Here is a 13,278-nt window from a genome sequence, read left to right as displayed (position 1 = left end):
GGCGGCGTGACGTCATTCAAGGTGATCCGCGCGCGTGCCGAAAAGCGCAAGGGCGGACCGAAGGCGCTGGAGAAGCTGCTGCACCCGCCGGCGGGCGCCAAGGCACTGGCCAAGCTCGGCGACGACCGCGTGCTGGCTGAAATGACCAGACGCGTGTTCTGCGCGGGTTTTGCCTGGAGCGTGATCGACGCCAAATGGCCGGGCTTCGAGGAAGCCTTCTTCGGCTTCCAGCCGACCAAGCTCGCCTTCAGGCCCGATGAATTCTGGGAGAAGCTCACGAGCGACGCCAGGATCGTGCGCAACGGCGCCAAGATCATGTCGGTGCGCGACAATGGCCGCTTCGTGCAGGAGATCGCGCGCGAGCACGGCAGCTTCGGCAGGTTCCTTAGCGCATGGCCGTCATCGAACGAGATCGGGCTGCTGGAGCTGCTCGCCAAGCGCGGCAGCCGGCTCGGCGGCAACACCGGGCAGATGCTGCTGCGTTTCCTCGGCTGGGACGGTTTTGTCACCTCGCGCGACGTCGCGGCCTGCCTGCGCGATGCAGGCGTGGATATTGCCGAGGAGGTCAAGTCGAAGCGCGATCTTGCCAAGGTGCAGGCGCAGTTCAACGCCTGGGCGGAAGAGACCGGGTTGCCCTATCTGCACCTGTCGCGGATCTGCGCGATGTCGATCGGCGACAACCACACGCCCGAGGAGATCGAGCGGCGCACGCGGCGATTATTGATCTTGCAGCGCACAAAGATGTGAATTGATTTAGGGAATGATCTTTTCCTAAATGGGAGCATGAGGACGATGGCCAGATTGTCGGAGCAGGCGCGGCGCCCACGCGGGCGGCCGCGGGAATTCGACGTCGACGTCGCGCTCGACAAGGCGATCCGGGTGTTTCGCGAACACGGCTACAACGCCACCTCGATCGAGGATCTGGCGGCGGGGATGGGGCTGGCCTCCGGCAGCATCTACAAGGCGTTCAAGGACAAGCGGGCGGTATTCCTGGCCGCACTCGATCGCTACATGCGCCTGCGCAACGAGCAGATTGCGTCGGTTGCCCGAACGCAGGGATCGGCACGCGAGCGGCTGCGCGCCGTGCTCGGCTTTTATGTCGAGTCGGCGAAAGGGATCGAGGGACGGCGCGGCTGCATGATTGTCGGCAGCGCCGTCGAACTGGCCATCGCGGACCGCGAAGTCGCCGTGCGGGTCGGCGCGACATTGGCGCGCAACGAGGCGTTCCTGGCTGACCTGATCCGGCAAGGGCAGGCGGACGGATCGATCGTGGACGGCATCGATGCGGAGGACACGGCGCGCATGATGGTGTGTCTCACCCAGGGCCTGCGCGTCGTCGGACGCTCCGGTCGTGCGCCGGCGGATACGCCGGCTGCGGTCGAGGTCGCGATGCGACTGGTCGGGTGATTTTTGGTTTGGCTATTTAGGAAATGAATATTCCCAAATTGGAGACCCCATGACGACGATCACATCCGATACCCGGCCCGAGCCGGATTCGGTCTCGACCTGGCTCACCTTCCTGCTGGCGCTGTCCTGCGGGCTGGTGGTTGCCAACATCTACTACGCCCAGCCGCTGGCCGGACCGATCGCGACCGAGCTTGGTCTGCAGCCGGAGCATGCCGGCCTGCTCGTGACCATGACGCAGCTAGGCTACGGCGCGGGATTGCTGCTGATCGTGCCGCTCGGCGATCTGATCGAAAACCGCCGGCTGGTCACGACCACGATCGCGGTCGCAGCGGTCGCGTTGGCCGCGGCGGCGCTTTCGCGGCATCCGTTGCAGTTCTTCGCCGCGGCGCTGTCGGTCGGTTTCTCTTCGGTCGCCGTGCAGATCCTGATTCCCTATGCGGGCCATCTCGCGCCCGAGCGCATCAGGGGGCAAGTGGTCGGCAACGTCACGAGCGGGTTGATGATCGGCGTCATGCTGTCCCGACCGGCGTCGAGCTTCATCGCCTCGGCGTCGTCCTGGCACGTGGTCTACTGGATGTCGTCGGCGCTGATGGTGCTGCTCGCGTTGCTGCTGCGCAGGACTTTGCCGCCGCGCGTTCCGCGCACCAGGCTCGGCTATCGCACGTTGCTGAGCTCGATGGTGCACCTCGTCCGCAATACCCCGGCGCTGCGGCGGCGCGCGCTCTATCAGGCCAGCCTGTTCGGCGTCTTCAGCTTGTTCTGGACCACGGTGCCGCTGGTCCTTGCCGGCCCCGCCTATCGCCTGTCGCAATCCGGCATCGCGATCTTCGCGCTTCTGGGTGTCGCCGGCGCCGTGGCCGCGCCGATCGCGGGACGCGTCGCGGATCGCGGCTGGACCCGTCCGGCGACGGCAGGGGCGATGTTGCTGACCAGCGGCGGCTTCCTGCTCACTTCGCTCGGTCGGCCGGGTTCGACGCTCTCGCTGGCCTTGTTCGTTGCCGGCGCGATCGCGATCGATTTCGGCGTGCAGGCCAACGTCGTGCTCGGCTTCCGGTCGCTGTTCGTGCTGGGCGCCGAAGCGCGCAGCCGGCTCAACGGACTCTATATGGCGACGTTCTTCCTCGCCGGTGCGGCGGGCTCGGCGGTCGGCGCCTGGGCCTATGCCGTGGGCGGCTGGATGCTCGCGACCGCGATCGGCGCTACTCTGCCGTTATGCGCGCTGATCTATCTTGCGACGGAGCGTGACTGAGATGCGAAGCGTGGCCGTTACACCTGAACCCACGGCTTCTCGCCATGGCGTTCGGACAGCGTGAAGATCTCGACGCCGTCGGCGGTGACGCCGACCGAGTGCTCGAACTGGGCTGACAGCGAGCGGTCGCGGGTCACCGCGGTCCAGCCGTCGGACAGGATCTTCACATGCGGCTTGCCGAGATTGATCATCGGCTCGATGGTGAAGAACATGCCGGGCTTCAGCGGCGCGCCTTCGCCGGGGCGGCCGATATGGATGATGTTCGGCTCGTCGTGGAACAGGCGGCCGAGGCCATGGCCGCAGAAGTCGCGCACCACGCTCATGCCCTGCGGTTCGACGAAGCTCTGGATGGCGTGGCCGATATCGCCTGTCGTGGCGCCGGGCTTCACCGCGGCGATGCCGCGCATCATCGCTTCATAGGTCACCTCGATCAGCCGCTCCGCCTTCCGCGCGATCGCGCCGATCGCATACATGCGGCTCGAGTCGCCGTACCAGCCGTCGACGATGAAGGTGACGTCGACATTGACGATGTCGCCTTCCTTCAGCGGGCGGTCGCCCGGCATGCCGTGGCAGACCACATGATTGATCGAGGTGCAGGTCGAGTAGCGATAGCCGCGATACATCAGCGTCGCCGGATAGGCGCCGTGGTCGAAGGCGAACTTGCGGACGAACTCGTCGATCTCGGAGGTCGGAACGCCCGGCTTGACGATGTCGGTCAGCGCATCGAGGCATTTCGACACCAGCGCACCCGCCTTGCGCATGCCGGCAAAGCCGCTCGGTCCGTGCAGCTTGATCTGTCCGGTCTTGCGAAGCGAGGTGTCGGTGGCGTCGATATAGCTCATGGGCGGGATGTTTCTGCGGGCAAGAGGCTGATTTCAGGCTCTAATTTAATGATCGGCGCGCCCGGCGCAAGCCAAGCTTGGGCATGGGGACAATGTCGAAACGGCTTGATTTCCCAGCTTGAACCGGAACGGCGGCGGCCGCCATCCCAAAACAAGCCACACTTGAACCGCCAAAGCGCGATGAGTCTAGCTGAATCGGCTTGGCGTGGCCTCGGTTCACCTCTCCCCGTCAGGGAGAGGTCGGATTGCGAAGCAATCCGGGTGAGGGCACCTGCTCTCTCGTTAGGCCGCAACCCCTCACCCGATTTGCTTCGCAAATCGACCTCTCCCAAAGGGAGAGGTGAACTTCCGACGCCGTTCCAGCTCGGCTCTTGCCGAGCTTTAACTGGAGACCTCGACCACGCTCTCGACCGGCAGCGCGCCGCCGCGGATGCGGAGTTCCCGCACCGGGTAGGGCACCTTGATGCCTTGTTGCTTGAAGGCGTCCCACAGCGACAGCATGACGTCGCTCTTCACACCGTCCATGCCATCGGGATCGGCGATCCAGAAGGTCAGCGAGAACTTCATGCCGAGTTCGGCGAATTCGGTCAGGATGCAGTTCGGCGGCTTGCCCTTGAGCGCTCGGGCGTGGGCCGTCGCGGTATCGATCGCGAGCTTGCAGACCAGCCTCGGATCGGCGTCGTAGTTGGCGGCGAAGGCGATCTTCACCAGCGTATTCTTGTCGGTGTAGGTCCAGTTGGTGACCTTCTGTGTCACCAGGTCCTCGTTCGGGATCAGGAACTCGCGGCCGTCGCCGGCGGCGACCGAGATGTAGCGGGTCTTCATCGCACTGATACGGCCCTGGCTGTCGCCGATGGTGACGAGGTCGCCCGGCTTCACCGATTTGTCGACCAGCAGAATGATGCCCGAGATGAAGTTGGCGACGATCTTCTGCAGGCCGAAACCGATGCCGACGCCGACCGCGCCGGACAGCACCGCAAGCGCCGACAGGTTGATGCCGACCGCGCTCAACGCAATGGCGACCGCGATCACCATCAGGCCGATGCGAATGATCTTGACCAGCAACACCTGGATCGACGGGGTCAGGTCGGTCGAGCGCGTGATCTGGCCGTCGATGAAATTGCTGGCGATATTGCTCAGCCACAGTGCCACGATCAGCAGCGCGCCGGCCTTGATCAGCAGCAGTGGCGTCAGGCGCAGGCCGCCGACCACGACGGCGAACGAATCCAGCGTATCGGCCGCCCAGTCGAGCTGGCCGACGATGCTGAGCGCGGCGACCACCCAGGCCGCGATCGAGACCAGTTTGACGATGAAGGCATTGTCGATCACCGAGGTCACGAGGCGGATCACGAGCCAGGCCAGCGCCAGCTTGGCGGAAACCGCGATCAGATAGCTGCGGCTCGGCCAGGTCGCGTGCCACATCACGATGCGCGAGATCACCATCAACACCGCGAACACCGCCGTCGAGGCGCTCGATACCATCACGCGGGCGAAGTGCCGGAGCGGCAGCGGCCAGCGGCTCGCCAGTGTCGCCATGTTGACCCGCGCATGAATGGCGGTATCGGCGGCATAGGCGAGGCCAGCGGCGGCGAGGATGATGCCGAACTGCAGATAGAACCACGGCGAGGCGACCTCGGCGCCGACCGAGCGCGCCGCCAATTGGATCGATTCCAGGATGTCCTTCCAGCTCATGTCCATCGGCAAAGTCTCAACTTGAAGCGCGGGTCAGGCAAATGTGATTCGAATGCGAGGGGAGAATCCCGCAACGGCGCTCACCCGACCATCGATACACCACAGTGTCGGGGTGACCTAGGGCAAGGCGGGCGGATTGCCGCTGACGGCAGAAATCGGTTGGCGTCCCAGTGTGGCGACGATAAGGATGCAATTGCAAGTATTTGAGACTTCCGAAGGCGCATGGCATCCCTCGACTCCGTCAGTATAGCGATCCTGCTCGGCGCGGTGCTGGTGATGGCCGGCATCCTGTCCAGCCTGCTGGCGTTGCGGTTCGGCGCCCCCCTGCTGCTGGTGTTCTTGCTGGTCGGCATGCTGGCGGGCGATGCCGGGCCGGGCCATCTCCAGTTCGACGACGTCCGAACCACCTATCTGGTCGGCTCGGTGGCGCTGGCGCTGATCCTGTTCGACGGCGGGTTGAAGACGCGGTTTGCCAGCATTCGCACCGTGCTGGCGCCCTCGATGATGCTGGCGACCGCCGGCGTGCTGCTGACCGCGCTGATCACGGCGCCGGTCGCCCGCTATGTGCTCGACCTCAACTGGACCGAGTCGCTCTTGGTCGGCGCCGTCGTGGCTTCGACCGACGCCGCGGCGGTGTTCCTCCTGGTGCATACCCAGGGCCTGCGGCTGCGCCCCCGCGTCGGCGCCACCCTGGAAGCGGAATCCGGCACCAACGATCCGTTTGCGATCTTCCTCACCTTGATGCTGGTCGAGTTCATTTCGGTCGGCCAGAGCTCGGCGTCGCACATCGCGATGGAGTTCATCCAGGAGGCCGTGTTCGGCGCCATCATCGGGGTGATCGGCGGCCGGCTGGTGGTGATCGCACTAAACTATGTGGCGCTGCCGCAGGGCCTGCATGCGCCGTTCGTCACCACGGCGGCGCTGGTGATCTTTGGCGGCTCGCAGATCGTGCATGCCTCCGGATTCCTCGCGGTCTACCTCGCCGGTATCATCATCGGCAATCGGCCGACGCGCGCGCATAATTCGGTGGTGACCTTCCTCGACGCCGCGACCTGGCTGGCCCAGATCGTGATGTTCGTGCTGCTGGGCCTCTTGGTGTCGCCGCATCGCCTGCTCTCCAGCGCCGGCGGCGCGGTGCTGGTGGCATTCGCGCTGATGCTGGTGGCGCGCCCGCTGGCGGTTCTGATCTGCCTCGCGCCGTTCAAGTTCAATTGGCGCGAGAAGGTCTTCATCGCCTGGACCGGCCTGCGCGGCGCGGTCGCGATCTTCCTCGCCTCGATCCCGATGCTGGTCGGCCTGTCGAAGGCCTATCTGTATTTCGACGTCGCCTTCGTCGTCGTCATCATCTCGCTATTGTTGCAGGGCTGGACCCTGGCGCCGGCGGCGCGCCGTCTGCATGTCGCGCTGCCGCGCGCCGAACGCGGCCCGCGCCGCGTCGAACTGGATCTGCCCGGCCAGCTCGAGCAGCAATTGGTCGGCTATCCGGTGCGGCCGAAGAGCCTGTATTTCCGTCGCGGGCTGATCCCATCCTGGTCGAAGCCGACGCTGGTGATCCGCGAGGAACGCATCCTGACGCCCGTCGAGGCCGATCCGGTCGCGCCCGGCGACTACATCTATCTGCTGGCGCCGCCGGAGCGCGCCGAGGCGCTCGACCGCTTCTTCGTCGACATGGCGCCGTCGAGTGCGCCCGATCCGCATCTGCTCGGCGACTTCATGGTGTCGGGTGAGCATACGCTCGGCGAGCTCGCCGAGATCTACGGTGTCAAGGTCGACGAGAACGCCGCCAAGCTGACGCTCGCGGATTATTTCGACATCAATCTCGACCGCGCGCCGAAGGAAGGGGCCGAGCTTGCGCTCGATGAGATCGTGCTGGTGGCGCGCAGCATCAGCGGCGGCCGCGTCAACGTCGTCGGCCTGCGCCTGCCGGAGGAGGATGAGGTGGTCGTGCCGCAGACGCGGATGCAGACCGTGCGGCGTAAGCTCGCCGACATCTGGGCGTCGGTGGCGGGGGTTTAGAGCATGATCCGGAAAAGTGCGAAGCGGTTTTCCGACAAGATCATGCACAAACAAGCAACTGAGGCGCGATGACGATTCAACCCAATCTTATCGCGCTTTAGGTCGCCGTCACTGCTTGCGCAGGAAGTTCGAATCCGGCGCGAATTTCTTGACCATGTCGGACAGCCCGTCGTCGGCCGGCGGGTCCTTGGAGGCGGCGTCCGGCTTGGACTCGCCCTTGAGCTTTTGGCCGGAAATCTCGGCCAGCGCTGCGAGCAGCGTCTCGTCGAGATTGTCCGCAGCTGTCTTCGCAGGCGCTGTCTTCGCGGCCGCCGGGCTGGTTGTGTCCGCCCGCCTGGTGGCGGCCTCGCTGACGGCGGCGATCGGCGACGCTTCGAGGTTGGCGGATGTCTCCATCGGCATGGCCGGTCGTGCAGCCGGCATTGGTGGTGGCTCGGCGGGCTTCGCGTCCCGGGGGGCACGACCGAACAGCGGCTCCCGCTGGCTCGCCGTCGACGACCGGCTGTCGCTGGCCTTGTCCTTGGCAGGCTTGAAGAGACCGGCGCGTTCGGCGGCGATCCTGGCGGTAGCCTCCTCGACCGTGGCGAGCAGGGATGCTTCCAGCGCATCGGCAGGATTGCTCGGCGAAGCCGTCGGCTTGGCGGCAGGAGCGGGCGCCTGAGGCTCCGGCCGGGGCGGCAAGGGCGGTGGCCGCGATCCTTCGACCGGCGCGGGCGGCGGGGCCGGCTGGCCGCCCCGGGCTCGCGCGATGATGCCGTCGACGATGGCCGAGAGGCGGCTCTTGTCGGGCGCGGCCAGATAGCTGGTCGCGAGCTCGTCGACATATTGCGGGCCGTAATCGGACAGCACCTTGGCGATCTGGGCGAGATCGGGATCGCTTTCGACCAGCCGGCGCCAGGCCTGCCGATCATAGGGCGCCTCCCCCTTCTTGTCCGGCCAGGCCACCCGGCGGGGCTGACGTTGGGGCCCGGTGTCCTGGCCGGCGACCGGGTCGAGGGTGGGCGGCTGCAGCCCCGGGCTGAGACGCGGAGGGGTAAATCCTGTGGTCCCGGCCGGCACGGCACGATCCTCGCGGCGTCGCCGACGCTCGGCGACCTGCAGCGAGATCAGGCCGATGCCCATCAGCAGGAAGCCGAGCGCTGCCCACGAAATCGTGGCGCATAGCAGCCCGCCGATCAGCAGCAATACCCAGCCAGTCAGTCGCACGATGCACCTTTCCCCATGCCTGATCGGGATGCCCCGACGCGGGCCTAGCAGACAAGATGGGCTATCTTATGCCGAGTTTCGGAAAAACGGCCAGCTACCCGCCCGCCGTCAACACCTTAACACCGCCGAACGCGGTGACCTGGCCGCGGCGCAGCATCACGATCTGGGTGGCGAGCTGGCGCAGCTCGGCCGCGTCGTGGCTGACATAGACCATCGGGACGCCGGCCTCGTCGCGCAGGCGCACCAGATAGGGCAGGATCTCGAGCTTGCGGCTTTCGTCGAGCGCACCCAGCGGCTCGTCGAGCAGCAAGAGCCGCGGCTTGGACAGCAGCGCCCGGCCGAGCGCGACGCGCTGCCGCTCACCGCCGGAGAGCTTGCCGGGGCGGCGGTCGAGCAGGGCGCCGATGTCGAGCAAATCGACGACGCGCTTGTGCTGCGCGGGGTCTTCAGTGAGGCCGTTCATGCGGCGGCCGTAGTCGAGATTCTGCCTGATATCGAGATGCGGAAACAGCCGCGCGTCCTGGAACACGTAGCCGATGCGGCGGCGCCAGGTCGGCACATGAATGCCGGAAGCGGTATCGTCGACCGTCTCGCCGTCGATCATGATGGTGCCGCGATCTGGACGCAGCAGCCCCGCGATGGTGTTGATCAGCGACGTCTTGCCGGAGCCGGATGCGCCGAACAAGCCGGTGACGCGGCCCTCGCTGGCGAACGCTGCCGCGAGCGAGAACTCGCCGAGCTGCTTTTGAATGTCGACGCGCAGCATGGTTATTGCCCGTGCAGGCGCGCGGTGGCGCGGCGTGCAAACACTTCGGCCCCGATCAGCGCGCCCATCGCGATCACGATCGAGACGATCACGAGCCGTGCCGCGGCGGTATCGCCGTCAGGCGTCTGGATCAGCGAATAGATTGCCGACGAGATGGTCTGGGTCTCGCCGGGTATGTTGGAGACGAAGGTGATGGTCGCGCCGAACTCGCCGATCGCCTTGGCGAAGCCGAGCACCATGCCGGCCAGCACGCCCGGCAGCGCCAGCGGCAGCGTCACCGTCGCGAACACCCGCCACGGCGCGGCGCCGAGCGTCTCGGCGGCCTGCTCGAGGCGGCGGTCGACGGCTTCGATCGACAGGCGGATCGGCCGCACCAGCAGCGGAAACGACATCACGCCGCAGGCGAGCGCCGCGCCGGTCCAGCGGAACGCGAACACGATGCCGAGATGATCGGCGAGCCAGCCGCCGACCAGTCCGCGCTTGCCGAACGTCAGCAACAGCAGGTAGCCGGTGACGACCGGCGGCAGCACCAACGGCAGGTGCACGGCGGCATCGAGCAGCGACTTGCCCCAGAAATCGCGCCGCGCCAGCAGCCAGGCGAGCGCAATCCCGAACGGGGTCGCCACCAGCGTTGCGATGACGGCGACCCGCAGCGACAGCAGGATCGCCGTCCATTCGGTCGGCGAGATCTCGAACATCAGGTCGTCGGACTGATCAGGAACTTGAAGCCGTATTTCTCGAGGATCGTCTTCGCCGCGGACGAGCGCAGGAAGACGAGATAGTCTGATGTCTCGGGCTTTGCAGTCGTGGTCGCCGCCACCGGATAGATGATCGCCGGATGGGTGTCGGCCGGGAAGGTGCCGACGACCTTGACGCCGGGCTCGACCTTGGCGTCGGTCGAATAGACGATGCCGAGCACGGCCTCGCCACGCGCCACCAGCGTCAACGCCGCGCGCACGCTCTCGGCCATCGCGAATTTCGGCTCGGCGGCCTGCCAGGCGCCGAGCTTCTCCAGCGCGGCCTTGGCATATTTGCCGACCGGCACCGCCTTGACGTCGCCGGTGGCGATTCTGCCGTCACCGGCGAGCTTGGCGAGGTCGAAGCCGGGTCCGATGTTGACGTTGTCGATCCTGGAATCCTTCGGCGCGATCAGCACGATCGAGTTGCCGAGCAGATTGACCCGCGTCGGCTCGTTGATGTTCTTCTGCTTGACCGCATAGTCCATCCAGTCGGTGTCGGCGGAGACGAACACGTCGGCCGGCGCGCCCTGCTCGATCTGCTTCGCCAATGCCGAGCTCGCCGCATAGCTGGCGCTGATCTTGACGCCGGTCTTGGCGGTATAGGCCGCATCGATCTCGTCGAGCGCGTTCTTCATCGAGGCGGCGGCGAAGACGGTGAGCGTCTTGTCCTCGGCGCGCACCGGCGAATCGATCGCGCCGAGCAGGATGACGAAGGCAGTGAGAAGGCCGGCGAGCCTTGAAACGGAAAGTCGTGGCATGGAAGCGCTCCGTGCGAGATCGCGCGCAAGCGAGCGCGCGCAAATCAGGCGTTCAATGAGGTCTGGGCGCGACGCACGGAAGCGCTGTTCCGCGGGTCCCCGACGGACTTACGGTCCTCGGGGATATCGCTCGGAAAACATAGCAGGCTGGGGCTTACGGTAAAGCCACTCTTTGTCGAACGGATCGTCCTATTCACTCGACGGCTGGATCGCGATCGACAGCGCGTTCTCCTTTGAGCCGCTGACCTGCAGCACGAACGGGCTGGCGGCGAGGTCGTATTTCATGGTCTTGCGGATGCCGTCGCAATCGGTCGCGCCGCTGAACGCCTTCGGCTTCAGGACATGCCCGTCCTGCACCAGGTCGACCCAGGCGCCGGCCGAGAGGCTGACGGTATAGAGCCCGGCCTTTGGCGCGGCCTTGAAACTGGTGAAACCGGCGAAGGTGCCGTCCTTCGGCGCGCGCTCCGGCGGCGAGGGCAATTTGGCATCGGTAGGAGCAACCAGCGCCAGCGTGATGGCGGTCGGCGGCAGCGCCGCCTGTTCGCTGCCCGAGGCAAGCTTGGCGCGATCCGGCGCGGTGAGCGCGGCGCGGGCGCGGTCGATCGACCATTTGAACTTGTCGCAACCGCTCGGCTCCTCTGCCGCGAAGGCGGGAGCCGAGACGAGCAGCAGCGATGCGGCGATGAGCGATTTGCGCATGTCTGATCCAATGCAATTATGACGGATGAAACAGATCGGCGCCGCGATCCATGGCTCGATCGCGCTTACGGCGCGACGACGCGGGATCATAACGTACTTCCAGCCGGCCGGCATAGCCGCCTGACGAAGATGTTATTGCTTGGATGTCACTGCTTGGCGTCGGCTGCGTTCAGCACCGTCCTGCAGTCCGCCGGCATCTGCGCCAGCGTCATCGGCGGGCGCGGTTTCGGCGGCTTCGGCGGCGGCTTCGGATGCAGCACCGAATCCTTGAACCAGAAGGCGAGATCGGACGGCTTGCAGCCTTCGCCCTCCGCCTGCGGCTTCTGTCCCTCGCAGGCGGGGCTGCCGGCCGGACATCGCATGCGGATGTGGAAGTGGTAGTCGTGGCCCCACCACGGCCGGATCTTCGACAGCCAGCTGCGGTCGCCCTTGGCCTCACGGCACAGCGCCTTTTTGATCGCCGGATTGACGAAGATCCGCTGCACCGCCGGCTCGCGCGCCGCGTCGCGGATGACCAGCACATGACCTGATGTGAACACGCGCGGATCGATATCGAGCCGGTCGTCGCGCACCATCATGACGGCCGACATCTCCTCGCGATCCTCGCGCGACAATTTGCGATCGGGCATCGGCGTCAGCCAGATGTCGGCGTCGAGCCCGATCTGGTGGCTGGCGTGACCGGACAGCGCCGGGCCGCCGCGCGGCTGGCCGATATCGCCGACCAGGATGCCGGGCCAGCCGGCGTCCCTGTGCGCGTTGGCGGCCAGCCGCTTCAACAGCGCGATCATGTCGGGATGGCCCCAATAGCGGTTGCGCGACAGGCGCATCACCTGCCAGGTGTCGCCGTTGAGCGGCATCTGTGCGGCGCCGGCGAGACAGCCCTTGGTGTAGCCGCCGATCGATCTCGTCGGCATCGCTGCCGGCAGCACCTTGCGTGCGAACAGCTGCTTCGCTCCGATCGTCGGATCGTTGGGGTTGGCGAGCGGCGGCAATGGCTGCGGATTGAGCGAGCCCTTGTCCTGCGCCCGCGCGGAGATGGTGCAGGCGACGAGGGCGGAGATCAGGAGCGGGATCAGACGCAGGCAGGATGTCATTTGGATCACTCTGTCCACGCAAGGCTAGCACGGATTCGTGGCAGACGAACCGCACTCCCATCCCATTTGCTTGATCGCCCACAGGGCGGATTGAGCTTGCCTGCGGCGATCTGCTGTAGTTGCTCTGGCTTTCGTGAGAGCCATGGTGGGAGAATGAAATGCCGATTGACACAGGTTCGGTTCGAGTGAGAGAGGCAACCCGATCAGACCGCGACTTTCTGTCCGCGCTCTCTCCGCGTCTTTCAGGCGTCCCCGGTCCCGCGTGGCATGGCTTGGAAGCGATGGAACAGTTTCAAGACCGCTACATGGCCGCCACCGTGAACCAGGCCGTCGAAAACTCCCGGACGCTCATCGCCGTGTCGGACGATGATGTGCGGTTGGGCTACATCCATATGCAGCCCGGAAAGGATGGCGTCACCGACGAGGCATGTGGCTACGTCGCGATCCTTGCCCTCACGGAGGAGGCGGAGGGGCAGGGCATCGCGAAACTGTTGATGAGCCACGCCGAGGATTGGGCGCGCGACATGAAGTATCGGTTCCTCAGTCTCGATGTGTTCGCCGACAATCGGCGCGCGATTGATTTCTATGAGCGCGGTGGTTTTCGTTCGGAGACGATCCGCATGGTCAAACCGCTATAGCCCGCAATCGGAAGTCGCCGCTTGGGTGCTGCCTTAACCCTGCGATAACCCTGTCACACATTGGCAAACATTCGAGCGCTCGAGGCACTTTCGGTGCATTCATTGTGCAGCCGCGCGTGGATTTACGCTTCCTTCACCACGCGCCGGCTCTGCCACGCCGCAAATCCGCGC

At 65.8% G+C, this 13,278-nt stretch carries 13 protein-coding genes; 5 read left to right on the top strand and 8 right to left on the bottom strand.

Annotation, left to right across the window (positions count from 1 at the left end; all coding sequences use genetic code 11):
- Positions 1-6 precede the first annotated feature (6 nt).
- The 3 genes from JQ507_30385 to JQ507_30375 are packed head-to-tail and all read left to right on the top strand — an operon-like array spanning position 7 to position 2,656.
- Positions 7-747 carry a DNA-3-methyladenine glycosylase I gene (locus JQ507_30385; GenBank protein ID QRI69140.1) on the top strand — a complete coding sequence of 247 codons (741 nt, stop codon included), beginning with the start codon at positions 7-9 and terminating at the stop codon, positions 745-747.
- 36 nt (positions 748-783) lie between these two features.
- On the top strand, positions 784-1,407 hold the full coding sequence (locus tag JQ507_30380) for a TetR/AcrR family transcriptional regulator (protein QRI69139.1): 624 nt from the start codon (positions 784-786) through the stop codon (positions 1,405-1,407).
- Between the two features lie 49 nt (positions 1,408-1,456).
- Entirely contained in the window at positions 1,457-2,656 is a 1,200-nt protein-coding gene (locus tag JQ507_30375; GenBank protein ID QRI69138.1) for an MFS transporter, read from the top strand.
- Positions 2,657-2,673: 17 nt separating this feature from the next.
- On the opposite strand, the gene map is transcribed toward JQ507_30375, so the two are convergent.
- Together map and JQ507_30365 are read right to left on the bottom strand one after the other, a co-directional pair.
- A complete protein-coding gene (gene map / locus JQ507_30370) occupies positions 2,674-3,498 on the bottom strand; it encodes a type I methionyl aminopeptidase (protein QRI69137.1) in 825 nt (274 codons plus the stop codon).
- 381 nt (positions 3,499-3,879) lie between these two features.
- Entirely contained in the window at positions 3,880-5,196 is a 1,317-nt protein-coding gene (locus tag JQ507_30365) for a mechanosensitive ion channel (protein ID QRI69136.1), read from the bottom strand.
- A 216-nt stretch (positions 5,197-5,412) separates the two neighbouring features.
- Here JQ507_30365 and JQ507_30360 point away from each other — a divergent pair, with 216 nt between their 5' ends.
- Positions 5,413-7,206 carry a potassium/proton antiporter gene (locus JQ507_30360; protein QRI69135.1) on the top strand — a complete coding sequence of 598 codons (1,794 nt, stop codon included), beginning with the start codon at positions 5,413-5,415 and terminating at the stop codon, positions 7,204-7,206.
- Between the two features lie 108 nt (positions 7,207-7,314).
- On the opposite strand, the gene JQ507_30355 is transcribed toward JQ507_30360, so the two are convergent.
- The 6 genes from JQ507_30355 to mepA all read right to left on the bottom strand — a co-directional run bounded on the left by JQ507_30355 (position 7,315) and on the right by mepA (position 12,469).
- The gene (locus JQ507_30355; GenBank protein ID QRI69134.1) at positions 7,315-8,412 is read right to left on the bottom strand and encodes a hypothetical protein; all 1,098 of its coding nucleotides are present in this window, start codon (positions 8,410-8,412) and stop codon (positions 7,315-7,317) included.
- 94 nt (positions 8,413-8,506) lie between these two features.
- Positions 8,507-9,178 (bottom strand): molybdenum ABC transporter ATP-binding protein, encoded by a 672-nt coding sequence (gene modC / locus JQ507_30350; GenBank protein ID QRI69133.1) that lies wholly within the window; start codon positions 9,176-9,178, stop codon positions 8,507-8,509.
- A 2-nt stretch (positions 9,179-9,180) separates the two neighbouring features.
- Positions 9,181-9,876, bottom strand: a complete 696-nt coding sequence (gene modB / locus JQ507_30345; GenBank protein QRI69132.1) for a molybdate ABC transporter permease subunit — start codon at positions 9,874-9,876, stop codon at positions 9,181-9,183.
- On the bottom strand, positions 9,876-10,676 hold the full coding sequence (gene modA, locus JQ507_30340; GenBank protein QRI69131.1) for a molybdate ABC transporter substrate-binding protein: 801 nt from the start codon (positions 10,674-10,676) through the stop codon (positions 9,876-9,878). The genes modB and modA overlap by 1 nt, the downstream gene beginning before the upstream one ends.
- A 189-nt stretch (positions 10,677-10,865) precedes the next feature.
- On the bottom strand, positions 10,866-11,375 hold the full coding sequence (locus tag JQ507_30335; protein QRI69130.1) for a hypothetical protein: 510 nt from the start codon (positions 11,373-11,375) through the stop codon (positions 10,866-10,868).
- A 146-nt stretch (positions 11,376-11,521) separates the two neighbouring features.
- A complete protein-coding gene (gene mepA, locus JQ507_30330; protein ID QRI69129.1) occupies positions 11,522-12,469 on the bottom strand; it encodes a penicillin-insensitive murein endopeptidase in 948 nt (315 codons plus the stop codon).
- Between the two features lie 158 nt (positions 12,470-12,627).
- Here mepA and JQ507_30325 point away from each other — a divergent pair, with 158 nt between their 5' ends.
- Positions 12,628-13,107, top strand: coding sequence for a GNAT family N-acetyltransferase (locus JQ507_30325; protein ID QRI69128.1), 480 nt, complete (start codon positions 12,628-12,630; stop codon positions 13,105-13,107).
- The last annotated feature ends 171 nt before the right edge of the window (positions 13,108-13,278 follow it).

This window comes from Bradyrhizobium sp. PSBB068, assembly GCA_016839165.1.
GTDB lineage: Bacteria > Pseudomonadota > Alphaproteobacteria > Rhizobiales > Xanthobacteraceae > Bradyrhizobium.
Note: the sequence above shows the minus strand (reverse complement) of the source record. Positions and strands in the feature narration are given on the sequence as shown.